This is a genomic window from Diaphorobacter sp. JS3051 (assembly GCF_015832135.1).
Classification (GTDB): Bacteria; Pseudomonadota; Gammaproteobacteria; order Burkholderiales; family Burkholderiaceae_C; genus Diaphorobacter; species Diaphorobacter nitroreducens.
Window position 1 is genome coordinate 2,372,935 of sequence record NZ_CP065406.1, and the last position, 26,287, is coordinate 2,399,221.

Consider the following 26,287-nt stretch of genomic DNA (forward strand, 5'->3'; position numbering starts at 1 on the left):
ATAGCTGCTCGCGCTTGTTTCGTAGGGACTGAGGCCACTTTTGACTCACAACCCCCGCAGCGCCTGCAGCAGCACAGGCAGCTCGGCCATATCGGTCATCACCTGCAGGGCGCCGGCGGCGCGCAGGGCATCGGGCGAGCCGTGGCCCACGGGCGACGGGCTGTAGCCCACGACGGTGGCGCCCGCTGCCACCCCGGCCATGACGCCCGTGACCGTGTCTTCCACCACCAGGCAGCGCGCGGGCGGCACGGCGACCGATGCGGCGGCTGCCAGGTACACGTCGGGCGCGGGCTTGGTGGCGGGCATTTCGTGGCCGCTGAAGATGCGGCCGGCAAAGTACGGCGCCAGGCCCACCTGGGTCAGCTGCATCTCGACCTTGAAGCGGTCGGCGCCCGATGCGCAGGCAATGCGCCCCTGCAGCAGCGCATGCACCGCATGCACGGCCTGGGGGGCGTTGGCAATGGCGACCAGTTCGGTCTGCAGGCGGGCGTTGCGGCGGGCGTAGAACTCGGCCATCCAGGCGTCGGTCAGCGGGCGGCCGGTTTCGGCTTCGATGCGGGCGGTTTCGCTGCGCACGGTTTTGCCGATAAACAGGCGCATGCACTCGTCGGGCGACAGTTGCCAGCCGGCTTCTCCCAGCATCTGGCACAGCACGCCGTTGGTGATGGGCTCGCTGTCCACCAGCACGCCGTCGCAGTCAAACAAAATGGCTTCAAAGGTCATGGAGCGGATGATCGCAGACCTGCCGCGCGCCGGGCTGTCGGCCCGTGCAGCGCGGCGCAACCGGCCGGGCGGGCCGGGTGACTATCAGGCGCCGGGCTGCGCATCAGCCACCAGCATGCCGCCGCCCAGGGCCTTGAACAGCTGCACTTCGCTCAACGCCTGCTGCAACCCGGTCTGCACCGCGCCCAGCTCGGCGCTCAGCAGGTTGCGCTGCGCGTCGATCACGGTCAGGTAGCCCTCCACGCCGGCGTCGTAGCGCAGCTGGGCCAGATCCAGGTATTTGCCCGAGGCCTGCACCAGGCTTTGGTTGGCCTGCAGCTGGCGCACAAAGGTGTGGCGTGCCGACAGGCCATCGGCCACTTCGCGGAACGCCGTCTGGATGGCTTTTTCGTATTGCGCCACACGCATGTCTTTTTGCAGCGTGACGTAGTCCAGGTTGGCCGCCAGCCGGCCCGCGTTGAACAGCGGGATGCTGATTTGCGGCGCAAAGCTCCAGGCGCCCGAGCCGCCGTTGAACAGGCCCGACAGGTCGCTGCTGGCCGTGCCCACGCTGGCGGTCAGGGCGATGCGCGGAAAGAAGGCCGCGCGCGCAGCGCCGATGTTGGCGTTGGCGGCCCGCAGTTGCTGCTCGGCCGCCAGGATGTCAGGGCGCTGGGCCAGCACCTGCGACGGCAGGCCCACGGGCAGCTGCGCCAGTTGCCAGTCTGCAATGCCCACCCGGGTCTGCAGTACCGATGGGGGCAGCGGTGCGCCCACCAGGGCCTGCAGCGCGTTCAGGTCTTGCTCCACCGCCCGGGTGAACTGGGCGTGCTGGGCGCGGGCGCTGTCCACCGCGGTTTGCGCCTGGTGGCGCTGCAGGTCGGTGGCAATGCCGTTGTCCACCTGCGCCACGATCAGGTCCAGCGCCCGCTCATTGGCGGCCAGTGTGCGCGTGACCACGTCCAGCAGCTGCTGATCGGCCTGCCAGGTCATCCAGGCGCTGGCGGTGGCGGCCACCAGGCTCAGCTGCGTGGCCTTGCGGGTGCTGTCCATCGCCAGGTAGTTTTGCAGCGCCTGATCATTCAGGCTTTGCACGCGGCCGAACAGGTCCAGCTCGTACGCGGCCATGCCCAGCCCCACGCTGTAGGTGCTGGCGGTGACCGCCTGCGGCGTGCCGGCCACGTCGGCGGGCACGCGCTGGCGCGAGCCGCCAGCCTCGGCGCCTATGGTGGGCAGGCTGTCGGCCTTCTGGATGCGGTACAGCGCCTGGAAGGCCTGCACGTTCAGCGCGGCGGCGCGCAGGTCGCGGTTGTTGTCCAGCGTCAGCTCGATCAGCGTGCGCAGCTGCGCATTGCCAAAGAACTGTTGCCAGTTCACCGGCGCTGCCGCCTGGGTGCTGCCCGCTGCGGGCTGCGGCCATTCGGCAGGCACGGGGGCGGCGGGGGTTTGGTGCTTCGGGACCATGGAGCAGGCGCTCAACAGCCCCGCCAGCGCGATGGCGCCGGTCAGGGTGTGCAGTTTCATGCGGTTTTCTCCTGGATAGGGGTCACGGGCGCCGCAGGCCGGGCCTTGCGAAAGCGCTGGGTGATGCTGGCAATCACATAAAAGAACAGCGGCACGAAGAAGATGGCCAGGAAGGTGCCCGCCAGGGTGCCGCCCACCACGCTGGTGCCAATGGAGTGCTGGCTGCCACTGGACGCGCCCGTGGCAATGGCCAGCGGCACCACGCCCAGCACAAATGCCAGAGACGTCATGACGATGGGGCGCAGGCGCAGGCGGGCGGCCTCCACGACGGCCTGGAACAGCGGTTTGCCTTCGTCTTCATACAGCTCGCGCGCAAACTCCACGATCAGGATGGCGTTCTTGGCCGCCAGGCCCATGGTGGTGATCATGCCGATCTGGAAGAACACGTCGTTGGTCAACCCACGGCCCAGTGTGGCCAGCACCGCGCCCAAAATGCCCAGGGGCACGACCAGCATCACCGAGAACGGGATGGACCAGCTCTCGTACAAGGCGGCCAGGCACAAAAAGACCACCAGCATGGACAAGGCCATGATCCACGCGCTTTGGTCGCCGGCCTTGATTTCTTCGTACGACAGGCCGGTCCACACCAGATCCACACCCGGGGGCAGCTGTTTGGCCATGTCTTGCAGGATGGCCATGGCTTCGCCGGTGCTCACGCCAGGGGCGGTGCTGCCCACGATCTGCAGGGCAGGCACGCCGTTGTAGCGCTCCAGCTTGGCGGGGCCGTACACCCATTTGCCGGTGGCAAAGGCGCTGAAGGGCACCATCTTGCCGAGGTTGTTGCGCACATACCATTTGGCAAAGTCTTCCGGGCCCACGCGGGCGTCGGCCTTGCCTTGCAAAAACACCTTTTTCACCCGGCCGCGGTCGATAAAGTCGTTGATGTAGGCCGAGCCCCAGGCAATCGACATGGTGGCGTTGATGTCCGCCAGATTGAGGTTGAGCGCGCGCGCCTTCTCTTCGTCGATCTCGATCTGGTACTGCGGCTCGTCCGACAGGCCGTTGGGGCGCACCAGGGCCAGCTTGGGCGATTGCGCGGCCATGCCCAGCATCTGGTTGCGCGCCTGCATCAGCACCTCGTGGCCCACGCCGCCGTTGTCCTGCAGGAAGAAGTCGTAGCCAGTGGCGTTGCCCAGCTCGATGATGGCCGGCGGCATGATCGGGATGATCATGGCGTCGTTGAGCTGGCTGACAAAGCCCCAGGTGCGGCCGTACAGGGCTTTCAGGTGCTGGTGCGCGCCCTTGCGTTCGTCAAAGGGTTTCAGCTCGACAAACAACAGGCCAGAGTTCTGACCGCGACCGGCGAAGTTGAAGCCGTTCACGGCCATCACGCTGTGGACGGTGTCTTTCTCGTTCTCCAGCAGGTGCTGGCTCACGGTCTGCAGCACTTGGTCGGTCCGCGCGGCCGAGGCGTTCGATGGCAACTGGACTTGCACCATCATCGTGCCCTGGTCTTCCTCTGGCAGAAATGCCGTGGGAATGCGGGCAAACAACGCTACCAGGCCCGCCAGCAGCAGCACGTAGATCAGCAAAAACCACTTGTTGCGCTTGAGGATGCCCTCCACGCCCACGGCATAGCCGCTGGCGCTGGCGTTGAACACCCGGTTGAACCAGGCGAAGAACCGGGCGGGCTTTTTGCCCGGCACGGGCGCCTTCAGGATGGTGGCGCACAGCGCAGGCGTGAAGATCAGCGCCACGAGCACCGACAGCGACATGGCCGCCGCAATCGTGATGGCGAACTGGCGGTAGATCACGCCGGCGGAGCCGTCCATGAACGCCATGGGCACGAACACGGCCGAAATCACCACGCCGATACCAACCAGCGCGCCAGAAATCTGGCCCATGGACCTGATCGTGGCCTCCTTGGGCGACAGGTGCTCGTCGTGCATGAGGCGCTCGACGTTCTCGACCACCACGATCGCGTCGTCCACCAGCAAGCCAATCGCCAGCACCATGGCAAACATGGTCAGCAAATTGATGGTGAAGCCCGCCGCCAGCAAGATACCGAAGGTGCCCAGCAGCACCACCGGCACGGCCAGCGTGGGGATGATGGTGGCACGTATGCTTTGCAGGAACAGCAGCATCACCAGGAACACCAGCACGATGGCTTCGAGCAGGGTCTTGATCACCGAGTCGATCGACACCTGCACCACGGGCGAAGTGTCGTACGGATAGACCACCTTCACGCCCTGCGGGAAGTTGGGCTCCAGCTGGGCAATGGTGTCGCGCACGGCGGCGATGGATTCGAGCACGTTGCCGCCGGTGGCCAGGCGCAGCGCCAGGCCCGAGGCGGGCTTGCCGTCGTACTTGCCCGAGATGCTGGAAAACTGCCCGCCCAGCTGCACGTCAGCCACGTCTTTCAGGCGCACTTGCGCGCCGTTGGGCCGCACCTTGAGCATGATTTCGCGGAACTCGTCCGCCGTCTTCATGCGGGTCTTGCCCAGTACCGTGGCCTGCAGCTGCACCTTGTCGTTGATGGTGGGCAAGCCGCCCAGCTGGCCGGCAGAAATCTGCACGTTCTGGCTTTGCACGGCCGCAATCACGTCGGTGGGCGTGAGCTGGTGTGCGTTGAGCTTGGCAGGGTCCAGCCAGATGCGCATGGCGTAGGGCGCGCCGAACAGCGTGAAGTCGCCCACCCCTTTGGTGCGCGAGACCGGATCCTGGATGTTGGAGGCAATGTAGTCCGCCAGGTCTTCGGAGTTCATGCGCCCGTCTTCGGACACCAGGCCCACGACCATCATGAAGTTCATCTGGTACTTGGCCACGCGAATGCCCTGCTGCTGCACTTCCTGCGGCAGCATGGGCGTGGCCAGGTTCAGCTTGTTTTGCACCTGCACCTGGGCAATGTCGGGGTCGGTGCCCTGCTCGAAGGTCACGACGATCTGCATGTAGCTGTCTGACTCGGATGCCGAGGTGATGTAGCGCAGGCCATCCAGGCCGTTGAGCTGCTGCTCGATCACCTGCACCACCGTGTCCTGCACGGTCTGCGCCGATGCGCCGGGGTAGGTCACCGAAATCCTGATCGCAGGCGGCGCCACGTTCGGATACTGGCTGATGGCCAGGCCCTTGATGGCCAGCACCCCCAGCAACATGATCACGATGGCGATCACCCACGCAAAAATGGGGCGGTTGATAAAAAACTTGGACATCGTGCTTCCTTCAGTCGCCCTTGCCCACGGCGTTCACGGCGTACAGGTCGGTCACGATGTCCACGTTCTGGGCAGGCACCGGCTGCACTGGCATCTCGCCACGGAGCTTTTGCAGGCCTTCGGTGATCACGCGCTCGCCGGACTGCAGGCCGCCTTCCACCAGCCAGGTGTTGCCCACCGTGCGCACCGCGTTCACGGGGCGCGGCTTGGCCACGTTGTCATCGCCCACCACCCAGACCATGGACTTGCCCTGGGTGTTGCGCCACACGGCCTGCTGCGGCACCAGCAGCGCCTCTGGCTTGGTGCCCGTCTGCAGCTGGGCGCGCACAAACATGCCCGGGCGCAGCAGGCCGTCGGGGTTGGCAAAAGTGGCGCGCAAGGTCACAGAGCCCGTGCTTTCATCCACATTGACCTCAGAAAACTTGAGCGTGCCCGGCACGGGATAGACGCTGCCGTCCTCCAGAACCAGGCGCACTTTGGCGCTGGCCTGGGCATTGGCGGCCTGCAGGCGCAGGATGTCCGTCATGGACTGCTGCATGTCCACATGCATGGGATCGATCTGCTGCACCGTCGCCATGGGCTGCGCCTGGCCCACACCGACCAGCGCGCCTTCGGTCACCTGCGAGCGGCCAATGCGGCCCGCGATGGGCGACAGCACCTTGGCATAGACGGTGTCGATGCGTGCCAGCTCCACGTCAGCCTGCGCGTTGCGCCAGGCACTCATGGCGTCGTCGTACTGCTGCTGGCTGATGGCGTTTTTCTCGCGCAGCACGGCATAGCGCTTGGCAAGGTTCTCGGTGCTTTGCAGCTGGGCCTGGGCCTTGACCAGGCGCGCATTCATGGTGGCCGGGTCAATCTGGTACAGCGCCTGGCCCTGCTTGACCACGCTGCCCTCTTCAAACAGGCGCTTTTGCACGATGCCGCTGGTCTGGGGGCGCACCTCGGCCACGCGCGAAGCCACGGTGCGCCCGGGCAGCTCGGTGCTCAAAGTCACCGCCTGGGTCTGCACGGCAAAAACGCCCACGGCAGCAGGGCCCTGGGGGCCGCCCTGGCCCTCGGGTTTGCCGCCGCATGCCACCAACATGCCTGCTGCCGCCACAGCCAAAGCCGCACGGGCCGCCGTTGGAAACTTCACGCTCATGAGTTCACGCTCCTCGTAAAAACAGCCCCACTCGGGCGGATCGGGAAGAAAACACAAAAAGGACAGAGTTCCTCCAGAGAACAACTGTCCTTATGTATCGATTAGCGGTGCAGTGTATCACTGGGCGATTAAAATAACGGGTCATCAGGGATCCCCCCCTTGCCTCCAAGGCGATGAGCCTCCCCACTTGCCTTTCAGGCTTTTTTCTGCACCAATTTTTCAATGCCAGCACCACAAGACACCGATGAACGGCAGCACAGCGGCATTCAGGTCATCGCCCGGATGAGCCGCATCATGCGAGCGCTCAGCACACACAGCCAGCTCAGCGGCATGAGCCTTGCGGCCATCGCGGCCGAGGTAGAGCTGCCCCGCTCGACCGTGCAGCGCATCATCAACGCACTGGTGGCCGAAAACATCGTTGAACCTGCGGGCCCCACCGGCTTTCGCATGGGGCCGGCGCTGGGGCAGATGCTCTACACCGCGCAGTCCGACGTGGTGCCGGTGCTCAAGCCCCATGTGCAGCAGCTGTCCGCCAAGCTGCAAGAGACCGTCTGCCTGGCCCGCCTGCAAATGCACAAACTGCACATCGTGGATGCGGTGGTGGGCGAGCAAGTGCTGCGCGTGGTGCCGCACCTGGGCATCATGCCGCCCCTGGAGATCACCGCCGCAGGCAAGGTGCTGCTGGCGCGCCTGGATGAGGCATCGCTGCAAGCCTGGATTCAGCAAGAGCTGGGCGACCGTCCGCAGCAGGCAGCCGCCTTGCGGCAGACCCTCGACACCGTCCGCCAGCAGGGCTACGCCCTGGACGATGGGCAGATCATTCCAGGCGTCTCTGCCATTGCCGTGGCCATCAACACCTACCGCGGCGCCTACGCCATGATGGTGCTGGCACCGTCGGTACGCATGCAGGCGCAGCTGGAACTCTTCAAGCAAGAGCTTTTCAGCCTGCGCACGAACCTGGAGAAACTGCTCAACAGCCCCACTGGGGTGCGCTGAATCATTTTTAAGCCAAATCCGGCTCAAGCCCTTTTATATCAAGCGCTAACAGCTATTAAATCAGGAGCAAATCCAACCACCTTCGGCCCTGCATGGGCCAACGCAGTGGACGGGGGCTTGGTGGGACGGGGGGACGCGCGGAGTACAGGCGGGGACGAATAGGCCCGCTGCTCGGCAACGACAGCATGGCTCCTGGACAGGAGCCCCGGCGTTCGGTGCAAATCGTTGGCGTTGATTTTGGTGCGGCTGGCGGGGATCGAACCCACGACCCTTGGCTTCGGAGGCCAATACTCTATCCACTGAGCTACAGCCGCTTAAAGGATGACCACCCTCATCACGAGGGTGGAGCGGGATTATTGCACGGCCTCACAGGCAAAAGCCCAGACCGCGCAGATATGCGTCGATGGTCTGGCGGCTGGCGGCTTCCAGGTCGAAATTGGCATCGTTGAGCAGCCACGACTGCAGCAAGCCATCAAACAGCGCCTGCACGCCCATGGCCGCAACCGGGGCCGATAGGGGCAGGTCGATGCCTTGCGCCGCGGCGGCCAGGCCCAGCTCCCGGGCAATCTGCGCCTGGAAAGCCGCGCACCCTGCGACATGATGGCGTTTCACGGCCTCAAAGTCTTCGACGTATTCAACCCGGTACAGCGCGATCTCGAAAACACGGCGCATGCGCTCATCGTGCGCGACGGCGCCTTGCACGCCCTGCACCAGGCCGCGCAAACGCGCCAGGTGCGCCATGCCTTGGGTGTCTTCAATGGCCTGCATCAGCGGATGCGTGACGCGATCCAGCATGGCATTGAACAAATCTGCCTTGTCCTTGAAGTGCCAATAAATGGCGCCACGGGTGGTGCCGGCCACGGTGGCAATATCGGCCAAGGACGCGCGAGAAACGCCCTTCTCGTAAAAAACATGCTCAGCCGCATCCAGCAGGCCATTGCGCGTGGCAGCCGCATCTGCCTTGGTACGCCGTGCCATCGTGGGAACCTCCGAAACGCGACGCTGCGCGGGTAGTGACATTTATACATACATGGATGGATGGATGCTGCATTCCTTTTTGCGCCATTGTCATTCGCTGATGCCAACACCCACCGCCAGCGTCACGAAGCCTCGCCGCACACCGCCCTCCCAAAGGACTCCCATGCCCCTCCTGAACCACGCGATGGCGCCGACTATCCGCCAGGCCCAGCGTACCCCGGCAATCGTTTCTTCCCTGGCCCTGGCAGGGGTTCTCACCCTCAGCGCCTGCGGCCAGAAAAATGATGCCGGCGGCGCCCCTGCCCAGCCGCCCACCCCCGAGGTGGGCGTGGTCGCGGTGCAGGCCAGCAGCATCGGCCTGGTCACCGAGCTGCCCGGCCGGCTGGAAGCGTCGCGCGTTGCCGAAGTGCGCGCTCGGGCCGCGGGCATTCTGCAAAAGCGCCTCTTCAGGGAAGGCAGCGATGTGAAGGCCGGCCAGCAACTGTTCCTGATCGACAGCGCGCCCTACCAGGCCAGTGTGGCCCAGGCCGAGGCCAGCGTGGCCCAGGCCGAGGCGAGCCTGGCGCAAAGCCGTGCGCTGGCCGAGCGCTATCGCCCGCTGGTGGCCGTCAACGCCATCAGCAAGCAGGAATACGACAATGCGGTCGCCGCGCAGAAGACCGCCGAAGCCAATGTTGCCGCCGCCAAGGCCGCGCTGACCACGTCGCGCATCAACCTGGGCTATGCGACGGTCACCGCTCCGATTTCCGGCCGCATTGGCCGCGCCCTCGTCACGGAAGGCGCGCTGGTCGGCCAGGGCACGCCGACCGAGCTGGCCGTCATCCAGCAGATCGACCCGCTGTACATCAACTTCACGCAATCGGCCTCTGATGCGCTCAAGCTGCGCGCCGCCATGACCAGCGGCAAATACAAACAGGCCGACGCCAAGGCGGCGGCGGTGCGCGTGGTGCTGGAAGACGGCAGCGTGTATCCGCAGGTGGGCCGGCTGTTGTTCACCGACCTCACGGTGGACGCCACCAGCGGCCAGGTGACCCTGCGTGCCGAAGTCCCCAACCCCGAGCGCGCCCTGCTGCCCGGCCTGTATGTTCGCGTGCGGCTGGAGCAGGCGCAGGTGGACAACGGCATCTTGCTGCCCCAGCAGGCGGTCACCCGCTCGGGCAAGGCCGACACGGTGCTGGTGGTGGGCCCGGACAACCAAGTCACCCCGCGTGTGGTCAAGCTGGGGCCTGCACAGGGCTCCCATTGGGTGGTGCTCGATGGCCTGAAGTCGGGCGAACAGGTCATGGTGGATGGCTTCCAGAAGCTGCCGCGCGGCAAGCCCGGCGATCCGATCGTCGTCAAGCCCGTCGCCTGGCAAGCCGCTGGTGCCGCCCAACAGCCCGCCACAGCGCCCGCATCAGCAGCGCCCGCCACCCCCGCCTCGGCGGCCTCCAGTCAGCCGGCCCCTGCGGCGGCAAAGCAATAAAAGACAGGAGCGCGGCACATGGCCAAGTTCTTCATCGAGCGCCCCATCTTCGCGTGGGTGATCGCAATTTTCATCATGGTGATCGGCGCTGTCTCGATCACCCAGCTGCCCGTGGCGCAGTACCCCACCGTGGCGCCTCCCACCATCCAGGTAACCGTTGCCTACCCGGGCGCGACGGCGCAGACCCTGGAGGACACCGTACTGTCGGTCATCGAGCGTGAGATGAACGGCGCCACCGGTCTGGCCTACATGGAAACCACCAGCCAGGCGAACGGCACGGGCTCGATCGTGCTGAGCTTCGAGCCAGGCACGAACGACGACCTGGCCCAGGTGGATGTGCAAAACCGCCTGTCGCGCGCCACCCCGCGCCTGCCAGCCGCAGTGACGCAGCAGGGCGTGCGCGTGGAAAAGTCGCGCTCCAACTTCCTGCTGTTCTCCATCCTCACGTCTGACAACCCCAACGTGAGCATCGAGGCACTCAACGACTATGCCGCGCGCAACGTGGTGCCTGAACTGCAGCGCCTGCCGGGTGTGGGCGGTGTGACGCAGTTCGGCTCCGAGCGTGCCATGCGCATCTGGATCGACCCGGTCAAGCTCAAAGGCTTCAACCTGTCGCTGGATCAGGTCAATGCCTCCATCCGCGCGCAAAACGTGCAGGTGTCCGCCGGCAACCTGGGCGAGCTGCCCAGCCCAGCGGGCCAGACCATATCGGCCACCATTGTCGTGAAGGGCCAGCTGTCCACACCCGAAGAGTTTGGCAACGTCATCCTGCGCGCCAACACCGACGGCTCCACCGTGCGCCTGAAAGACGTGGCGCGCATCGAGCTGGGCGCGCAGACCTACAACTTCAGCGGCCGGCTCAATGGCTCGCCCTCGGTGGGCATGGGCGTGCAGCTCACCTCCAGCGCCAATGCGCTGGCCACTGCCGACGCCGTCAAGTCCAAGCTGGCCGAGCTTCAAAGGTACTTCCCGCAGGGCGTGGCCTACACCATCCCCTACGACACCTCCACCTTCATCTCGGTGTCCATCGAAAAAGTGGTCTATACCCTGCTTGAAGCGATCGGACTGGTGTTTCTGGTGATGTTCCTGTTCCTGCAGAACTTCCGTTACACCATCATCCCCACCATCGTGGTGCCGGTGGCCTTGCTGGGCACCTTTGGCGCACTGCTGGCCATGGGGTTCTCGATCAACGTGCTGACCATGTTCGGCATGGTGCTGGTGATCGGCATCGTGGTGGACGACGCCATCGTGGTCGTGGAAAACGTCGAGCGCATCATGGCTGAAGAAGGCCTGCCACCGCTGCAAGCCACGCGCAAGGCCATGGGCCAGATCTCCAGCGCCGTGATCGGGATGACCGTGGTGCTGGTGTCCGTGTTCGTGCCGCTGGCCTTCTTTGCAGGCTCGACGGGCAACATTTACCGCCAGTTCGCGGTCACCATGGCCACGTCCATCGCATTTTCGGCCTTCCTGGCGTTGTCGCTCACCCCCGCGCTGTGCGCCACCCTGCTCAAGCCCGTGACCGAGGGACACCACGACAAAACAGGCTTCTTTGGCTGGTTCAACCGGTCCTTCAAGCACGCCACGCACAGCTACGAGTCCTTTCTGGCCAGGCTCGTGCGCCGCAGCGGCCGCATGATGATCATCTACGCCGTGCTGCTGGGCGCGGTGGCGGTGGTGTACATGCGTCTGCCGACCTCGTTCCTGCCCAATGAAGACCAGGGCTTTCTGATCTCCAACGTGCAACTGCCCCCTGGCGCCTCGCAAGAGCGCACCCGTGCAGCATTGACCAAGGTGGAAGAGTTCATGCTCAAACAGCCTGAAGTGCGCGACATCGTCACCGTTTCGGGCTTTTCGTTCTCGGGTCAGGGGCAAAACGCCGGCCTGGCCTTCATCACCCTCAAGGACTGGAGCGAGCGCCCCGGTCCCGACCAGACCGCGCAGGCCGTGGCCGGTCGCGCCATGGGCGCGCTGGGCGGCTTTCGCGATGCGTTCATCTTCACGCTCAGCCCGCCACCCATCCCCGAACTGGGCTCGGCGTCCGGCTTCACCTTCCGCCTGCAAGACCGCGGCAGCAAGGGTCACGATGCGCTACTGGCGGCACGCAATCAGCTGCTGGGCATGGCCTCGCAAAGCAAGGTGCTCGCCGCCGTGCGCCCCGACGGCATGGAGGACGCGCCACAGATGCAGATTGACATCGACCGCGACAAGGCCAACGCCCTGGGCGTGTCGTACGACCGCATCGCCAGCGCGCTGGCGACGGCGCTGGGCTCCACCTACGTGAACGACTTCCCCAACCAGGGCCGCCTGCAACGGGTAGTGGTGCAGGCCGACGGGTTTGCGCGCATGCAACCCGAGTCGGTGCTCGACATCCCCATCCTCAACGACAAGGGCCAGGTGCTGCCGCTGTCCACGTTCGCGTCCACGCGCTGGATCACCGGCGCCATGCAGACCGTGCGCTACAACGGCTATCCGTCGATGAAGATCGCCGGTGACGCCGCCCCGGGCTACAGCACGGGCGACGCCATGGCAGAGATGGAGCGCCTTGCCTCCCAGCTACCAGAAGGCTTTGGCTTTGAGTGGACCGGCCAGTCCCGCGAGGAAAAACTTGCCGGCTCGCAAGCCCTGGTGCTGTATGCGTTCGCGCTGCTGGCGGTGTTTTTGTGCCTGGCGGCGCTGTACGAGAGCTGGTCCATTCCGTTCTCGGTGATGCTGGTCGTACCGCTGGGCGTGCTGGGCGTGGTGCTGGGCGTGCTGCTGCGCGGCATGGCCAACGACGTGTACTTCCAGATCGGTCTGGTGACCATCATTGGTCTGTCGGCCAAGAACGCCATCCTGATCGTCGAATTTGCCAAGGACCTGCAGGCCCAGGGCAAGAACATCATCGAGGCCGCGCTGGAAGCCGCCCACCTGCGCTTTCGCCCCATCGTCATGACCTCGCTGGCGTTCACGCTGGGCGTCGTGCCGCTGTATCTGGCCTCCGGCGCGAGCTCGGCCAGCCAGCGCGCCATCGGCACCGGTGTGGTCGGCGGCATGATCACCGGTACCGTCCTCGCCGTGGTTTTCGTGCCCGTGTTCTTTGTGGTGGTGCGCAGCCTGTTCCGGGGCAGCGAGCGACAGCACGATCACGACGCCAAACTGGCCCAGCAGCACAGCAGCAGCGGCACAGAAGCCTGAAGCCCCCCGCCGGAGCAAGACACCATGCACAAGCACAACCTGCACAGCACGCGCCCGGCGCGTGCCCTGTCCACCCTGACGGCAGCGGTACTGCTGGCCGGATGCAGCTTCATCCCGCACTACGAGCGGCCCGCGGCGCCAGTGCCGCCAACCTACCCGCTGGCAAGTGCCAGCGCTGCAGCCCCCCAGAGCGCCGCCAGCATCGACTGGAAGGACTACTTCACCGACCCGCGCCTGCAGCGGCTGATCGGCATGGCCCTGGGCAACAACCGCGACCTGCGCGTGGCCATGCTCAATGTCGAGCAGGCGCGCGCGCAATTCCAGATCCAGCGCGCCAACCAGTTCCCCACGGTCAACGCCATCGCCAGCGGCACGCGCCAGCCCAGCGCGACCACGGGCAGCTACGCCAATCAGTTCCAGGTGGGTTTGGGCATCTCGGCCTGGGAGATCGACTTCTTCGGGCGCGTGGCGGCCCTCAAGGAGCAGGCCCTGGCCCAGTACCTGGCCACGGACGAGGCGCGCAAGTCGGCGCAGATCAGCCTGGTGGCGGCCGTGGCCTCGGGCTGGCTCACCCTGATGGCCGACGAGGAGCTGCTCGACATCTCGCGTCGCACGCTGGAAACGCGCGATGAGTCGGTCAAGCTCACACGCCTGCGCCTGGAGAACGGCGTGAGCTCCGAGCTCGACAACCGCCAGGCCGAGAGCCTGGCCCAGGCCGCACGCGCCACCTATGCGCAGCAGCAGCGCCAGCGCATGCTCGATGAAAACGCCCTGGCCTTGCTGCTGGGCCAGCCGCTGCCAGACGACATCCGCGCCAGCCTGCCATCGTCGCGCCTGGTCAATGCCGCGCCCATGCAGCCGCTGCCCGCCGGTCTGCCCTCAGATCTGCTGGAGCGCCGCCCCGACATCCGCCAGGCCGAGCAATTGCTAATCGGCGCCAACGCCAACATCGGCGCGGCGCGCGCGGCGTTCTTTCCGCGCATATCGCTCACGGCGCAGTTTGGCACCGTGAGCGATGAGCTGTCGGGGCTGTTCAAGAGCGGCTCCTGGGCGTTCTCGCTGGCGCCGCAACTGGCCCTGCCGATCTTCGATGCCGGCCGCAACCAGGCGGGGTTGGAGTCCGCGCGCGCGGGCCGCGAAATCGCCGTGGCCCAGTACGAGAAGTCCATCCAGACCGCGTTCCGCGAGGTGTCCGACGCCCTGGCCGGCCAGGCCACGCTGCAGGAGCAGGTCGACGCCCAGCGCGCCCAGGCGCAGGCGGATGCCAAACGCTTCGAGCTGTCGGACATGCGCTATCGCAACGGCGTGGCCAGCTACCTGGACCTGCTGGATGCGCAGCGCTCGCTGTTCGCCACCGAGCAGTCGCTGGTGGTGACACGCCTGCAGCAACTGCAGAACCAGGTGACGCTCTACAAGGTGCTGGGCGGCGGCTGGACCGCTCCCGCCGAAGAGACCCCACGCTCCTGACATAGGTCACGACGCGCGCCTGCCCGTTTTTTCCCCAACGGGCGGGCGTGGAGCGCGCTCCTATAATCGAAAAGTCTTTTCCCTTCAGCCCCCAGTACAACAGAATCACCAGAGGATCCCATGAGCGACACCCACGACGAAGCGCATACCGGACCGATCAAGAACCCCAAGCAACTCCTGGTCACCGTCATTTTTGCGTTTGTGCTCCCGGTGTTCGCCATCATCGGCCTGGTGCTGTTCGTCACGGCCGACAAGAAGCCGGCGGCCGGCTCCGCCAACCCCGAACTGGCCGTGGCCCAGCGCATCCAGAAGATCGGCAACGTCGAGGTGCGCGACGCCAACCGCCCGCTGCGCACAGGCGAAGCCGTCTTCCAGGGGCAGTGTGCCGCCTGTCACGCCACCGGCGCCGCGGGCGCGCCCAAGCTGGGCGACGCCGCCGCCTGGGCGCCGCGCATTGCCACGGGCTTCGAAGCCCTGGTGCAATCGGCCCTCAAGGGCAAGGGCGCCATGGCACCGCAGGGTGGCGGCGACTTCGACGACACCGAGATCGCGCGCGGCGTGGCCTACATGGCCAATGCCGCCGGCGCCAAGTTCGAGGAGCCCAACCGTCCCGGCGCCGAAGGCGGCGCGGCCGCTGCGAGCGCACCTGCCTCCAACTAAGGCCCTTTTCGCCTCGTCACAAGCCGGCCGCGTGCCGGCTTGTTGGTTTCTGGCCGGGGGTTTTCTGCAGTGCGCGTTACGCCGGCAGTGGGCCCGCAACCGCCTGCGGGCTCGGCACAAAGCCGTAGGCACCGGGCAGGTCGGCCGCCAGCACCTCGCGTGGCGTCCAGCGGCCCTGATCGATCTGGCGCGCCAACGCCTCCACATCCAGGCTGTGCACCAGGCCCAGGCCGGCGGTGCAGGCCAGGTACACGCGGCCGGCCTCGTCCACCAGGCACTCATTCGCCCGACCGGCCGGCCGGCCGGTGTGCGCCACGGGCTCGCCGTCGGCGCCCAGACGCCAGATCAGCGGTGTGGCCTCCAGTTCCACATAGACGCGCTGCGGTCCGTTCTGGAAGAACCAGCGGCCTTCACCATCCGCCTCATAGTTGCGGTGGATGAATTCGATCAGCTTGGCATGCTCCAGCCGCGTTCCGCGCGCCACGGCGAAGCCGCCCTGTAACTGCACGGCGTCATCGCGCAGGTACCAGTGGCCGCGCGCATCCAGCCCCAGCCAGCCGTAGCAGGCCGGCACGTTGGGCCATTTGGCGATGGCCTGCTTGACGATGTCATCCATGACAGCGATTGTGCGCCCTCGTCCGCGCCCCCGCAGGTATTCACCCCAGCGCCGCGTGGTCGGCCAGCCAGGCAGCCACGGCTTCGGGCAGGGCGCGCACATGGCCGGGCCAGCCGCCCTGCGCAAAGCCGACGTGGCCGCCATGCGCCGGCTGCCAGAGCGTGACCACGGGCGCCACCTCACCGTCGCGCGGCAGGCTGGCGCCGGGCACGAAGGGATCGTTGCGCGCATTGACCAGCAGCGCCGGCACGCGCACCGCAGGCAGCAGCGGCTTGGCCGACGCGCGGCGCCAGTAGTCGTCCGCATCGCGAAAGCCGTGCAGCGGCGCGGTGAAGAGGTCGTCAAAAGCGTGCAGATCGCGCGCGGCCAGCAGGGCCGCGCGGTCGAACAGGCCGGGGTACTGCGCCAGCTTGGCCAGCGCCTTGGGCACCATGGTGCGCAGGAACATGCGCGTGTACACCTGCCGGTTGAAGCCCCGCCCGATGGCGTGGCCGCCGGCCGCCAGGTCCAGCGGAGCGCACACGCTGGCGATGGCGTCCGCGCTGGCGAGCGCGCTGCCGCCCTGCTCGCCGGCCCAGCGCATCAGCGCATTGCCGCCCAGCGACACCCCCACGGCCAGCAGCGGCGCCCGCGCCCCACCGCCGGTCCGCTGCAACCCGGCCAGGCGCCGGAGGATCCAGTCGATCTCTTCATGGTCGCCCGAATGGTAGGCGCGCGGCGCGCGGTTGATCTCGCCGCTGCAGCCGCGAAAATGCGGCACGGCAAAACCCCAGCCGCGCTCGCGGGCCACGCCGGCGAAGGCCTGCGCATAGTGGCTGCGCGACGAGCCTTCCAGTCCATGGAACAGCACCAGCAGCGGCGCGGGGGCCGCGCCCGCCGCGGCACACGGCCACAGGAAGTCCACGTCCACGAAGTCGCCGTCGGGCGCCAGCCAGCGCTCGCGCACATAGGCCGGCGGCGGCCCCAGCGTGCGCCGCGCCCACAGCGCGGGCCAGATGGTCTGTGCATGGCCGCCGGGCAACCACCAAGGCGCTTCATATTTCATAGCTGGCAGCGCTTTCTGGTATTGTGCTGAAGGCCAATTTGCCCCATAAACCAGCCCCTCAAAGGCTTGGCATCAATGCAGCAGGTGCCCGGCGGGCGCAGCGCCCTCGGCCTCGTGCATGCCGGCGGCGCTGGCATGGTGCGCCACCAGGCGCCAGCCTTGCGGGGTCTTGTGGTAGACGTTGGTGGCCTGTACCACGGCCTCGCGCGGACCGTCGGGCAGCATCACACGCACATGTTCCAGCACGCTGTGCACGGCACTCGCCAGGGCCTGCACGCGCATCACCTGCGCGGGATGCACGTTGAGGCCGCCCTGCTGCAGCAAGGTGGCGAACGCCGCGCGGATGGCGGCGGGCCCCACGTGGCGCGCGGCGCCGGGGTGCACACAGACGATGTCGTCCTCGTCGGCCCAGCAGGCCATCACGCGCTCCACGTCGCCGGCTTGCAGGGCGTCGTAGAACGCGGCTTCCAGATCGTCGGGGGAACCGGCCAGGGCGGCCGCGCGCAGCGGGGTTCGGGGCATGGCGAAGTGTCGGTGGTTGCAACCCAGCCGCGTATTGTGCCTTTCGATGGCCCTGTCATGCGCCTGGCCGATGCATGCACAATGATCGGCATGCGCGGCGCCGTGCCGCCCGTCTTTCTTCTGCATTGAAAAGGCCTCTTCACCATGAAACGACTCATCGCCATGCTTTCCGCCGTGCTGGCCCTCTCGGGCTGCGGCTACAACGACTTCCAGCGCCTGGACGAGCAGTCCAAGGCCGCGTGGAGCGAAGTGCTCAACCAGTACCAGCGCCGCGCCGACCTGGTGCCCAACATCGTGGCCACCGTCAAGGGCGAGGCGGCGTTCGAGCAGGAGACGCTGACCAAGGTGATCGAGGCGCGCGCCAAGGCCACCTCGATCCAGGTGACGCCCGAAACCCTCAACAACCCCGAGGCGTTCAACAAGTTCCAGCAGGCGCAGGGCGAGCTGTCCAGCGCGCTGTCGCGCCTGATGGTGGTGGCCGAGCGTTACCCGCAGCTGCAGGCCAACCAGGCCTTCCGCGACCTGCGCGTGACGCTGGAGGGCACCGAGAACCGCATCACCGTGGCACGCAACCGCTACATCCAGACCGTGCAGGAGTACAACGTGCTCGCACGCAGCTTCCCCACCAACCTCACGGCCATGGTGTTCGGCTATGAACCCAAGCCCAGCTTCACGGTGGCGAACGAGGCCGAGATCTCTGCGCCGCCCAAGGTGGATTTCTCCAGCCCCGCACCCGCCTCCAAGCCCTGACATCGGGGTTGTAAGCAAATATGCCGCTAGCGCTTGCCCTTCAAGCGCTGATAGCTATATTTCTTGTAGCTATCGGAGCCCTCCCCGCCACCGCGCAGCCGCTGCGCGCGGTGCCTGCGCTGCAGGCGCGCGTGATCGACCAGACCGGCACGCTGAACGACGCGCAGCGCCAGAGGCTGGAGGCGCGGCTGGCCGCCATCGAGCAGCAGCACGGCTCGCAGGTGGTGGTGCTGATGGTGCCCACCACCGCGCCCGAGGACATCGCCGCCTTCGCCAACCGCGTGAGCAACGCCTGGAAGATCGGCCGCAAGGACGTGGGCGATGGCGTGCTGGTGGTCGTGGCCAAGGACGACCGGCGCATGCGCATCGAGGTGGCCAAGGCGCTGGAAGGCGCCATACCCGACATCGCCGCCGCGCGCATCATCGACGGCGCGATGAAGCCGCGCTTTCGCGAGGGCGACTTTGCCGGCGGGCTGGACGCCGCGGTGCAGCAAATCGGCGCGCGCATCGCGGGCGAAAACCTGCCCGCGCCGCAAAGCAGCCAGCAGGGCGACGGGCAGGGCCGCGGCGCGTCCGCGGGCTTTGACTGGACAGACCTGGCCGTCTTCCTCTTCTTCGGCGTGATGGTGGCAGGCCCCGTGGTGCGCCGGCTGTTCGGCCAGCGCCTGGGCGGCCTGGTGATGGGCGGCGGCGCTGGGTTCCTGGCCTTCATCGTCACCTCCAGCCTGCTGCTGGCGGGTGGCGCGGGGCTGCTGGCGCTGCTCTACACCTGGATCTTTGCGGGCCGGGGCGGCCCCGTGGTGTGGCACGGCGGCGGCGGCTGGGGAGGCGGTCACGGCGGTGGCTGGGGCGGTGGAGGCGGTGGTGGATTCGGCTCGGGCGGCGGCGGAGACTTCGGCGGCGGCGGTGCATCGGGCGACTGGTAGGGCGGCAAGCACAGAGCGAAACACCATGGTCACACCCTCTTCATCCCCACCTTCCGGCGTGCTGGCGCGCCTGACGCGGCTGCTGCGGCACCGTTGGTCCGACGGCGGCCTGCACCAGGCCCTGCCACCCGAGGTGCTGGAGCGCCTGGGCCAGCGCGTGGCCGCCAGCGAGCGCCGCCACACCGGCCAGATCCGCATCTGCGTGGAAGGCGGCCTGCCGCTGTCGTACCTGTGGCGCGGCGCCACGGCGCGCGAGCGCGCGGTCACGCAGTTCGGCAAGCTGCGTGTGTGGGACACCGAACACAACAACGGCGTGCTCATCTACCTGATGCTGGCCGAGCATGCCATCGAGATCGTGGCCGACCGCGCTCTAGCGCGCCGCGTGCCCCCGGCGACATGGCGCAGCATGGTGTCGCACATGGCCGAGGCTTTCCGCCAAGGCCGGTACGAGGACGGTCTGACCCAGGCGCTGAGCGAGGTCTCTGCGCTGCTCGTGGAGCACTTCCCGGCCACCGAGGGCGTGGACCGGCCGAACGAGCTGCCCGACGCTCCCGTCATCCCGGGCACGGTGGACTGAGTACCAGAGCACGCCTTGCGAGGCGGAACTCCCTTTTCGATCACTCCTTCAGGGCAGCGCCCAGACGCGCCCCGCCCCCACCGCGAAGCGCTGGCGCCCCGGCGCGGCGGGCACGGCATGGCCGCCGGTGAACTCGCCAAAGGCCGGCAGCACCAGCAGGCCCGGCTCCGCCACGAAACAGGGCATGCGCAGCGCATCGCGCCCGCCGCCGTACAGCACGGCCGTGGGGTGCAGGTGCCCGGCCAGCACCCACTGCCCCGCGCGGTGCTGTGGATGGTGGCAGCAGGCGAAAGGTCCCAGAGACCAAGGCTCCTCCACGATGCGCGCGCCCAGCCACGCCGGTGGGTCGCCCGCGTGGCGGTCGTGGTTGCCGCGCACCAGCACCAGTTCCAGTGCCGCATGGTCCTCGCGCCAAGCGGCCAACGCGCGCAGCAACGCGGGCGCGTGGGCCTCGGCCGCATGCAGGAAGTCGCCCAGCACCACCAAGCGCTGCACGCCGGGGTGGCGCGCCAGCAACTGCGCCAGCCGATCCAGGTTGCCCCGCGTGGTGCCCGCGGGCACGGGCAGGCCGCGCGCGCGGAAGGTGGCGGCCTTGCCCAGGTGCAGGTCGGCCAGGCACAGCATGGCGCCCTCCGGCCACCACAGCGCGCGCTCGGGCAGCAGCCACACGGTGGTGCCGGCCAGGTCCACGGCCAGGTCGGCGGGCGGATCAGGCGCATGCATGGGTCACAGGCGCGGCAACGGGCGCGAAGGTTTGCGCGCGCGGCGCGGGGAACGGCCCCGCGCCGCGGCCGGCGCGGCGCCCGTGCCCTCGGAGGCATCGGCAAAGTCCAGCGTGCCGCGCAGTGCGTCGGTGACGGCGGACGATGCTTCCTGCCGCGGTGGCGCGGCCGGGGGGGCGGCGCGCCGGCGGCGCGGCGGGTCAGGGGGCACGACGTCCTGCACCGGTGGGGCGGGTACGGGTTTGCGCGCGCTGGCGGCGGCTTCCATGTCGCCCAGCATGCGCGCGATGCGGTCGGCCAGCGCCTCGTTGCTGAGCTGCTCGCGAAAGCGCTCCACCATCAGCGCAAAGGCCAGCGGCCCGGGTCGCACGAGAGGCTGCACCATGAGCTGCTGCGCCTGCATGCGTGTGAGCGCCGCCAGCAGCTGTGCCACGTCCAGCTCCTGGCTCAGCACTTCCTGGTCGGCCTGGCGCAGCAGCAGGTTGCCCGCGTCATAACGCCGAAAGACCTCGAAGAACAACTGTGAAGACGCCTGCAGCTGGCGCGCGCTGCGCTGCTCGCCCGGGTGGCTTTGAAAGATGAGCCCCGCCACGCGCGCAATCTCGCGAAAGCGCCGGCGCGCCATTTCAGTGGCGTTGAGGCTGGCTAGCACCTCGTGCAGCAACGCTGCGCGCGCGTCACGCTCTTGCGGCACCGACTCGGGCGCCGTGGCGTTGGCAGTGTTGCGGATGGCCAGCGCCTCGTCGGGCGCCAGGGCGTGCGCCTGCCGGGCGGCCTGCGGCGCGGCGGCGTCGGTGCGCAGCAGGTCGGGCAGCAAGGCCGGCCAGTCGCGTTCTGTGGCGGACAGCAGCTCCAATCCATAGTCGTTCACGGCGATCGAGAAGGTGCCCGGCACCCCCTGGGCCGCGCGCCAGGCGAACAGGCTGGCCAGCCCGATGTGCGCATGCCGGCCGGCGAACGGGTAGAGGAACAGGTGCCAGCCCTCGCGCGTGCGCAGCGTCTCGGCCAGCAGCGTGCCCGGCGTGGGCAGGGCGGACCAGCGGCGCTGCACCTCCAGCAGCGGGCGCACGGCGCGCAGCTCGGGGCTGGCGTAGCGGCCCCGCCCCGCCTGCGCGAGCTGTTGCACCACGTAGTCGGCCAGCACGGTGGACAGCGGCATGCGCGAGCCGTTCCAGCGCGGCACCGTGGGCTGCCGCCCCGGCGCGCGCCGCACGAAGGCGGTCATCTCGCGCGTGCGCACCAGTTCCAGCACCTGCCCGGCGAACACGAAGCAATCGCCCGGCGACAGCCGCGCGATGAAGCCCTCTTCCACCGCGCCCAGGCGAGCGCCCTGCAGAATCTGCACCTGCATGCTGGCATCGCTCACGATGGTGCCGATGTTGGCGCGGTGGCGGCGTGCCAGGCGCGCATCGGGCAGGCGCCACACACCGTTCTCGTCCGGCACGACACGGCGGTAGTCCGGGTAGGCCGCCAGGGCGCTGCCGCCACGCGCAACGAAATCCAGGCACCACTGCCACACGCCGCGCGGCAGCGTGCGGTACGCGGCCGTGCGGCGCACCTCGGCATACAGCGCCTCGGGCTCGAAGCCCCCGCCCAGCGCCACCGTGGCCAGGTGCTGCACCAGCACGTCGACGGGCTGGTGCGGCGAGACGCGCTTTTCCACCCGCCCGGCATGCACCGCGGCGCGCGCGGCGGCGGCCTCCACCAACTCCAGGCTGTGCGTGGGCACCAGCGTGATGCGCGAGGGCCGCCCTGGTGCGTGGCCCGAGCGGCCGGCGCGCTGCAGCAGGCGCGCCACGCCCTTGGCCGAGCCGATCTGCAGCACGCGCTGCACCGGCAGAAAGTCCACACCCAGATCCAGGCTGCTGGTGCAGACCACGGCGCGCAGGCTGCCGCTCTTGAGCCCCGCCTCCACCCATTCGCGCACACCGCGGTCCAGCGAGCCGTGGTGGATGGCGATCTGCCCCGCCCAGTCCGGCCGCGCGTCCAGCAGCGCCTGGTACCACTGCTCGGCCTGCGAGCGCACGTTGACGAACACCAGCGTGGTGCCGGGCGACTCCTCCAGCGCGCGCACCACCGCCGGCAGCATGGCCAGGCCCAGGTGACCGGCCCAGGTGAAGCGCTCGGGCCGCTCGGGCAGCAGGGTGTCCACCACCAGGCGCTTTTCCACGCGGCCGCGCACCAGCGTGCCGCCCTCCCGGCCCAGCAGCGTCTGCATGGCCTCGGGCAGGTTGCCCAGCGTGGCCGACATGCCCCAGACCAGGAGCCGCGGGTTCCAGCCCGCGAGCCGCGCCAGCGCCAACTGCACCTGCACGCCGCGTTTGTTGCCCAGCAGCTCGTGCCATTCATCCGCCACCACCAGGCGCACGCGGGCCAGTTGCTCGCGCGCGTCCGCGCGCGCCAGCAGCAGCGACAGGCTTTCGGGGGTGGTGACGAGCACCGTGGGCAGACGCCGCGCCTGGGCGCTGCGTTCGGCGCTGCCGGTATCGCCCGTGCGTGCGCCCAGGCTCCAGCGCGCCAGGCCGGCATGCTGTGCGGCCAGGGCCTGCAGCGGCGCCGCCAGCGCACGCAGCGTGTCGGCGGCCAGCGCGCGCATGGGCGTGATCCACAGCACGGTGAGTGGTACGGTCCGCGGTGCTGCTTCGTTATTTATAGCGTGCAGCGCTGAATGGACGGGCGCTACAGGCCGTTTTGACTCCCAGTCCGCAAAGGCCTGCAGCGCCCCGAGCCACACCGCGTAAGTCTTGCCGGCGCCCGTGGTGGCATGCAGCAGGCCCGAGCGTCCCTGCGCGATGGCGCGCCACACCTGGCGCTGGAAGGCGAATGGCGCCCAGCCGCGCGTGGCCAGCCAGCCGGTTGCGAGGGGGAAGCGCGGGGCGGTCACGGCACCCCCCGTTGCACCGCGCGGCCAAGGCATTGCCGCCGCGCGGGCCACTGCATTTCAAGGGGAAATGGCCCGCAGCGCCCGTCCATCCAGCGCCAGCAGCTCTTATATTCATAGCACCAGATCAGGGCGTAGCAGGCAACAGCGCTGCCAGCGTATCCAGCGAATCGGCTTCGTCCACCGGCTTGTCTTCACGCCAGCGCAGCATGCGCGGGAAGCGCACGGCGATGCCGCTCTTGTGCCGCGCGCTGCGCGCTATGCCCTCAAAACCCAGTTCGAACACCAGCGTGGGCCGCACGCTGCGCACCGGGCCGAAGCTCTCCACCGTGGTCTTGCGGATGATGGCGTCCACCCTCGCCATCTCGGCATCGGTCAGGCCCGAATACGCCTTGGCAAACGGCACCAGCGTGCGCCCCTCGGTGCCCTGCGGCGCACTCCACACGGCGAACGTGTAGTCGCTGTACAGGCTGGCGCGGCGCCCATGGCCGCGCTGCGCATAGATGAGCACGGCGTTCACGCTCATCGGGTCGATCTTCCACTTCCACCAGATACCCACGTCCCGCGTGCGGCCCACACCATAGTGCGCCGTGCGCCCTTTGAGCATCATGCCCTCCACGCCCAGGGCACGCGCGCTGTCCCGCAGGCGGGCCAGTTCTGCCCAGCTCTGTCCCTGCAGCACCGGGCTGGGCACCAGCGCCGGGTGGTCGGTGCGCGCCAGCAGCGCGTCCAGCCGCGCGCGCCGCGCCTGCAGCGGCAGGCCGCGCAGGTCCTGGCCGTGCTCCTCCAGCAGGTCGTAGGCCAACAGCACCACGGGCACCTCGCGCAGCAGCTTGGGGCCCAGCGACTTGCGGCCGATGCGCTTTTGCAGGTCGGCAAACGGGCGCGGCTGCGCCGGCGCATCCGCTCGCGCGGGCTGCCAGACGACGATCTCGCCGTCGAGCACCGTGCCGTCGGGCAGGGCTTCGTCGCCCAGCGCCTGCAGTTCGGGGAAGCGATCGGTCACCAACTCCTCCCCGCGCGACCACAGCCAAGTGGCGCCAGCGCGCCGCACGAGCTGGGCGCGGATGCCGTCCCACTTCCATTCCACGATCCAGTCCGCCGGCGGGCCGAGCGCGGCGTCAAACTGCGCCACCGGCAGCTGCAGCGGGTGCGCCAGAAAGAAGGGATAGGGATGGCCCTGGGCCTCCGCAGCCTGCGCGCCCGCACTGTCTCCCTCGGGCGCCACGAGGCGCTGGTAGTCGGCCGCCCCGGGCTGCGCGCCCACGTGGGTGTAGCCCATGAGGCGCTGGGCGATGCGCTTGGCGTCCACGCCGCTCACGGCCGCGAGCGCCTGCGTGACCTGCAAGCGCGACACGCCCACGCGGAAGGCCCCCGTGATGAGCTTGAAGTACACCAGCCGCTCCTCGGGCGCCAGCCGCGCCCATTGCGCACCCAGCCGTTCAGCCTGGGTGTCGGGCGCCAGGCCGCGCAGCGGCAGCAGGTGTTCGCGCATCCATGCGGCCAGCCCCAGGGCGTGCGCCTGCGTGGGCGGGGGCAACAGCAGTGCGATGGTCTCGGCCAGATCGCCCACAGCCTCGTAGCTTTCGTCGAACAGCCATTCCGGCAACCCCGCCGCTTCGCGCGCCACCGCGCGCAGCAGCTTGGTGGGCACGAGTTGGCGTGGTTTGCCACCCGCGAGGAAGTAGACGGCCCAGGCGGCATCCTCGGGTGGCGCACCCCGCAGATAGTCGCGCAGCGCGGCCTGCTTGGCGAGGCTGGACGTGCTGGCATCCAGCGCCTGGTAGAGCGCGGCAAAGGCCTGCATCAGGAGGTGCCTCCGGCCGCGTCGCCTGCGTCGCCTTCCGGTGCAGTGGGCGCTGCAGTTGGCGCGTCGGCCGGCGCTGCCTCGTCCTCGTCGCCGTATTCGGTGGCGAAAGCCTGGGCATCCAGCCCTTGCTCGCGCAGCCAGCGGACCATGACGGCCACGCTGCCGTGGGTGACGAACACGCGCTCGGCCCCCGTGGCGGCAATCGCCTGCTGCAGGCCCGGCCAGTCTGCGTGATCGGAGAGCACAAAACCACGATCCACCCCGCGGCGGCGACGCGTGCCGCGCAGCTGCATCCAGCCGCTGGCAAAGGCATCGGCGTGGCGTGGGAAGCGGCGCATCCACGGACTGCCTTGGGCCGAGGGCGGCGCCAGCACCAGCGCGGTCTCGCGTGTCGCCGCATCCAGTGACGCGTCGGTGGCCCCCTGCGTGGGCGGCAGGCGCACGCCGGCGGCGCGGTAAGCGGCATTGAGGGGCTCCACCGCGCCATGCATGAGCAGCGGACCAATGCTGGCATCTACGCCATGCAGGATGCGCTGCGCCTTGCCGAACGCATAGCAAAACAGCACCGAAGGGCGGCGCATGGCCGCGTTGGAACGCCACCAGTCGTTGATCTGGGCTTGCAGGACGGCCTGGGCGGGCCAACGGTAGATGGGCAGGCCGAAGGTGGATTCGGTGATGAACGTGTCACAGCGCACGGGCTCGAACGGCGCGCAGGTGCCGTCGGCCTCCAGCTTGTAATCACCCGAGGCCACCCACACGCGACCGCCGTGCTCCAGTCGCACCTGGGACGAGCCCAGCACATGGCCCGCAGGGTGCAGTGAGATACGCACGCCGTTGTGGTGCAGGGGTTCGCCGTAGGCCAGCGTCTGCAAAGCGATGTCCGCCCCCAGCCGACCGCGCAGGATACCCGCGCTGTGCTCGTGCGCCAGGTAGTGTCCATGCCCGCGCCGCGCGTGGTCGCCATGGCCATGGGTGATGACGGCCCGGTCCACCGGCCGCCAGGGGTCGATGTAAAAGCCACCCGGTGGACAATACAGCCCTTCGGGGCGCGCTACCACCAGGTCGTCTGCCGCAGACTCTGCCAAAGGGTTGACCATGGCCCATGCTAGCGCCGCGTTGGGCCTGGCTGGCGTCGGACGGCGCCGATGGACGAGCGCCATAGCGGGCCCACCCATAACGACA

At 68.3% G+C, this 26,287-nt stretch carries 20 protein-coding genes and 1 tRNA gene; 8 read left to right on the forward strand and 13 right to left on the reverse strand.

Annotation, left to right across the window (positions count from 1 at the left end; translation table 11 throughout):
* Positions 1 to 45: 45 nt before the first annotated feature.
* The 4 genes from I3K84_RS11380 to I3K84_RS11395 all read right to left on the reverse strand — a co-directional run bounded on the left by I3K84_RS11380 (position 46) and on the right by I3K84_RS11395 (position 6,516).
* A complete protein-coding gene (locus I3K84_RS11380; protein ID WP_011803793.1) occupies positions 46 to 723 on the reverse strand; it encodes an HAD family phosphatase in 678 nt (225 codons plus the stop codon).
* A gap of 84 nt (positions 724 to 807) precedes the next feature.
* Entirely contained in the window at positions 808 to 2,226 is a 1,419-nt protein-coding gene (locus I3K84_RS11385; protein WP_159597435.1) for an efflux transporter outer membrane subunit, read from the reverse strand.
* Entirely contained in the window at positions 2,223 to 5,375 is a 3,153-nt protein-coding gene (locus I3K84_RS11390) for an efflux RND transporter permease subunit (protein ID WP_196994530.1), read from the reverse strand. Before I3K84_RS11390 ends, I3K84_RS11385 begins: the two co-directional genes overlap by 4 nt.
* A 10-nt stretch (positions 5,376 to 5,385) precedes the next feature.
* A complete protein-coding gene (locus tag I3K84_RS11395; RefSeq protein WP_172205550.1) occupies positions 5,386 to 6,516 on the reverse strand; it encodes an efflux RND transporter periplasmic adaptor subunit in 1,131 nt (376 codons plus the stop codon).
* 222 nt (positions 6,517 to 6,738) lie between these two features.
* On the opposite strand from I3K84_RS11395, the gene I3K84_RS11400 reads away from it, so the two are divergent.
* A complete protein-coding gene (locus I3K84_RS11400; protein WP_196994531.1) occupies positions 6,739 to 7,512 on the forward strand; it encodes an IclR family transcriptional regulator in 774 nt (257 codons plus the stop codon).
* 238 nt (positions 7,513 to 7,750) lie between these two features.
* Here the strand turns inward: I3K84_RS11400 and I3K84_RS11405 are convergent.
* Both I3K84_RS11405 and I3K84_RS11410 read right to left on the reverse strand, forming a co-directional pair.
* Positions 7,751 to 7,826 (reverse strand) — tRNA-Arg (locus I3K84_RS11405).
* Between the two features lie 52 nt (positions 7,827 to 7,878).
* Complete coding sequence (locus I3K84_RS11410; RefSeq protein WP_011803787.1) at positions 7,879 to 8,490, reverse strand: TetR family transcriptional regulator; 612 nt, start codon at positions 8,488 to 8,490, stop codon at positions 7,879 to 7,881.
* A 163-nt stretch (positions 8,491 to 8,653) separates the two neighbouring features.
* Here I3K84_RS11410 and I3K84_RS11415 point away from each other — a divergent pair, with 163 nt between their 5' ends.
* From I3K84_RS11415 to I3K84_RS11430, 4 genes are all read left to right on the forward strand, one after another.
* Positions 8,654 to 9,955 carry an efflux RND transporter periplasmic adaptor subunit gene (locus I3K84_RS11415; protein ID WP_196994532.1) on the forward strand — a complete coding sequence of 434 codons (1,302 nt, stop codon included), beginning with the start codon at positions 8,654 to 8,656 and terminating at the stop codon, positions 9,953 to 9,955.
* A gap of 18 nt (positions 9,956 to 9,973) precedes the next feature.
* Positions 9,974 to 13,129: an efflux RND transporter permease subunit gene (locus I3K84_RS11420; RefSeq protein ID WP_196994533.1), complete on the forward strand. Its 3,156-nt coding sequence runs from the start codon at positions 9,974 to 9,976 to the stop codon at positions 13,127 to 13,129.
* A gap of 24 nt (positions 13,130 to 13,153) precedes the next feature.
* Entirely contained in the window at positions 13,154 to 14,596 is a 1,443-nt protein-coding gene (locus I3K84_RS11425) for an efflux transporter outer membrane subunit (RefSeq protein WP_196994534.1), read from the forward strand.
* A gap of 120 nt (positions 14,597 to 14,716) precedes the next feature.
* Positions 14,717 to 15,256 carry a cytochrome c5 family protein gene (locus I3K84_RS11430; RefSeq protein ID WP_012655387.1) on the forward strand — a complete coding sequence of 180 codons (540 nt, stop codon included), beginning with the start codon at positions 14,717 to 14,719 and terminating at the stop codon, positions 15,254 to 15,256.
* Between the two features lie 76 nt (positions 15,257 to 15,332).
* On the opposite strand, the gene I3K84_RS11435 is transcribed toward I3K84_RS11430, so the two are convergent.
* The 3 genes from I3K84_RS11435 to I3K84_RS11445 all read right to left on the reverse strand — a co-directional run bounded on the left by I3K84_RS11435 (position 15,333) and on the right by I3K84_RS11445 (position 17,439).
* Entirely contained in the window at positions 15,333 to 15,872 is a 540-nt protein-coding gene (locus I3K84_RS11435; RefSeq protein WP_012655386.1) for a DUF2946 family protein, read from the reverse strand.
* Positions 15,873 to 15,912: 40 nt separating this feature from the next.
* On the reverse strand, positions 15,913 to 16,917 hold the full coding sequence (locus I3K84_RS11440; protein WP_196994535.1) for a YheT family hydrolase: 1,005 nt from the start codon (positions 16,915 to 16,917) through the stop codon (positions 15,913 to 15,915).
* Positions 16,918 to 16,989: 72 nt separating this feature from the next.
* Positions 16,990 to 17,439: a nuclear transport factor 2 family protein gene (locus tag I3K84_RS11445; protein WP_011803781.1), complete on the reverse strand. Its 450-nt coding sequence runs from the start codon at positions 17,437 to 17,439 to the stop codon at positions 16,990 to 16,992.
* A 144-nt stretch (positions 17,440 to 17,583) separates the two neighbouring features.
* Between I3K84_RS11445 and I3K84_RS11450 the strand changes: the two genes are divergently transcribed.
* Genes I3K84_RS11450 through I3K84_RS11460 form a run of 3 tightly spaced genes read left to right on the forward strand, consistent with a single transcriptional unit; the run spans position 17,584 to position 19,692 of the window.
* Complete coding sequence (locus tag I3K84_RS11450) at positions 17,584 to 18,189, forward strand: LemA family protein (protein WP_011803780.1); 606 nt, start codon at positions 17,584 to 17,586, stop codon at positions 18,187 to 18,189.
* Between the two features lie 20 nt (positions 18,190 to 18,209).
* The gene (locus I3K84_RS11455) at positions 18,210 to 19,115 is read left to right on the forward strand and encodes a YgcG family protein (RefSeq protein WP_172205542.1); all 906 of its coding nucleotides are present in this window, start codon (positions 18,210 to 18,212) and stop codon (positions 19,113 to 19,115) included.
* A gap of 25 nt (positions 19,116 to 19,140) precedes the next feature.
* Entirely contained in the window at positions 19,141 to 19,692 is a 552-nt protein-coding gene (locus tag I3K84_RS11460; RefSeq protein WP_011803778.1) for a TPM domain-containing protein, read from the forward strand.
* 48 nt (positions 19,693 to 19,740) lie between these two features.
* On the opposite strand, the gene pdeM is transcribed toward I3K84_RS11460, so the two are convergent.
* The 4 genes from pdeM to I3K84_RS11480 all read right to left on the reverse strand — a co-directional run bounded on the left by pdeM (position 19,741) and on the right by I3K84_RS11480 (position 26,202).
* Complete coding sequence (gene pdeM / locus I3K84_RS11465; RefSeq protein ID WP_011803777.1) at positions 19,741 to 20,415, reverse strand: ligase-associated DNA damage response endonuclease PdeM; 675 nt, start codon at positions 20,413 to 20,415, stop codon at positions 19,741 to 19,743.
* A 3-nt stretch (positions 20,416 to 20,418) separates the two neighbouring features.
* The gene (locus I3K84_RS11470) at positions 20,419 to 23,331 is read right to left on the reverse strand and encodes a ligase-associated DNA damage response DEXH box helicase (protein WP_196994536.1); all 2,913 of its coding nucleotides are present in this window, start codon (positions 23,329 to 23,331) and stop codon (positions 20,419 to 20,421) included.
* Between the two features lie 91 nt (positions 23,332 to 23,422).
* Complete coding sequence (locus tag I3K84_RS11475; protein WP_196994537.1) at positions 23,423 to 25,102, reverse strand: ATP-dependent DNA ligase; 1,680 nt, start codon at positions 25,100 to 25,102, stop codon at positions 23,423 to 23,425.
* Positions 25,102 to 26,202 (reverse strand): ligase-associated DNA damage response exonuclease, encoded by a 1,101-nt coding sequence (locus I3K84_RS11480; RefSeq protein ID WP_196994538.1) that lies wholly within the window; start codon positions 26,200 to 26,202, stop codon positions 25,102 to 25,104. Before I3K84_RS11480 ends, I3K84_RS11475 begins: the two co-directional genes overlap by 1 nt.
* Positions 26,203 to 26,287: the final 85 nt, after the last annotated feature.

Bases quoted from the DNA above. Each gene is read 5' to 3' on its own strand.
- I3K84_RS11430 (WP_012655387.1), top strand. From the start codon at position 14,717: ATGAGCGACACCCACGACGAAGCGCATACCGGACCGATCAAGAACCCC.
- I3K84_RS11450 (WP_011803780.1), top strand. From the start codon at position 17,584: ATGAAACGACTCATCGCCATGCTTTCCGCCGTGCTGGCCCTCTCGGGC.
- I3K84_RS11455 (WP_172205542.1), top strand. From the start codon at position 18,210: ATGCCGCTAGCGCTTGCCCTTCAAGCGCTGATAGCTATATTTCTTGTA.
- I3K84_RS11470 (WP_196994536.1), bottom strand. From the start codon at position 23,331: ATGCCTTGGCCGCGCGGTGCAACGGGGGGTGCCGTGACCGCCCCGCGC.
- I3K84_RS11400 (WP_196994531.1), top strand. From the start codon at position 6,739: ATGCCAGCACCACAAGACACCGATGAACGGCAGCACAGCGGCATTCAG.
- I3K84_RS11395 (WP_172205550.1), bottom strand. From the start codon at position 6,516: ATGAGCGTGAAGTTTCCAACGGCGGCCCGTGCGGCTTTGGCTGTGGCG.
- I3K84_RS11475 (WP_196994537.1), bottom strand. From the start codon at position 25,102: ATGCAGGCCTTTGCCGCGCTCTACCAGGCGCTGGATGCCAGCACGTCC.
- I3K84_RS11390 (WP_196994530.1), bottom strand. From the start codon at position 5,375: ATGTCCAAGTTTTTTATCAACCGCCCCATTTTTGCGTGGGTGATCGCC.
- pdeM (WP_011803777.1), bottom strand. From the start codon at position 20,415: ATGCATGCGCCTGATCCGCCCGCCGACCTGGCCGTGGACCTGGCCGGC.
- I3K84_RS11415 (WP_196994532.1), top strand. From the start codon at position 8,654: ATGCCCCTCCTGAACCACGCGATGGCGCCGACTATCCGCCAGGCCCAG.
- I3K84_RS11460 (WP_011803778.1), top strand. From the start codon at position 19,141: ATGGTCACACCCTCTTCATCCCCACCTTCCGGCGTGCTGGCGCGCCTG.
- I3K84_RS11435 (WP_012655386.1), bottom strand. From the start codon at position 15,872: ATGGATGACATCGTCAAGCAGGCCATCGCCAAATGGCCCAACGTGCCG.
- I3K84_RS11445 (WP_011803781.1), bottom strand. From the start codon at position 17,439: ATGCCCCGAACCCCGCTGCGCGCGGCCGCCCTGGCCGGTTCCCCCGAC.
- I3K84_RS11385 (WP_159597435.1), bottom strand. From the start codon at position 2,226: ATGAAACTGCACACCCTGACCGGCGCCATCGCGCTGGCGGGGCTGTTG.
- I3K84_RS11440 (WP_196994535.1), bottom strand. From the start codon at position 16,917: ATGAAATATGAAGCGCCTTGGTGGTTGCCCGGCGGCCATGCACAGACC.
- I3K84_RS11410 (WP_011803787.1), bottom strand. From the start codon at position 8,490: ATGGCACGGCGTACCAAGGCAGATGCGGCTGCCACGCGCAATGGCCTG.
- I3K84_RS11425 (WP_196994534.1), top strand. From the start codon at position 13,154: ATGCACAAGCACAACCTGCACAGCACGCGCCCGGCGCGTGCCCTGTCC.
- I3K84_RS11480 (WP_196994538.1), bottom strand. From the start codon at position 26,202: ATGGTCAACCCTTTGGCAGAGTCTGCGGCAGACGACCTGGTGGTAGCG.
- I3K84_RS11420 (WP_196994533.1), top strand. From the start codon at position 9,974: ATGGCCAAGTTCTTCATCGAGCGCCCCATCTTCGCGTGGGTGATCGCA.
- I3K84_RS11380 (WP_011803793.1), bottom strand. From the start codon at position 723: ATGACCTTTGAAGCCATTTTGTTTGACTGCGACGGCGTGCTGGTGGAC.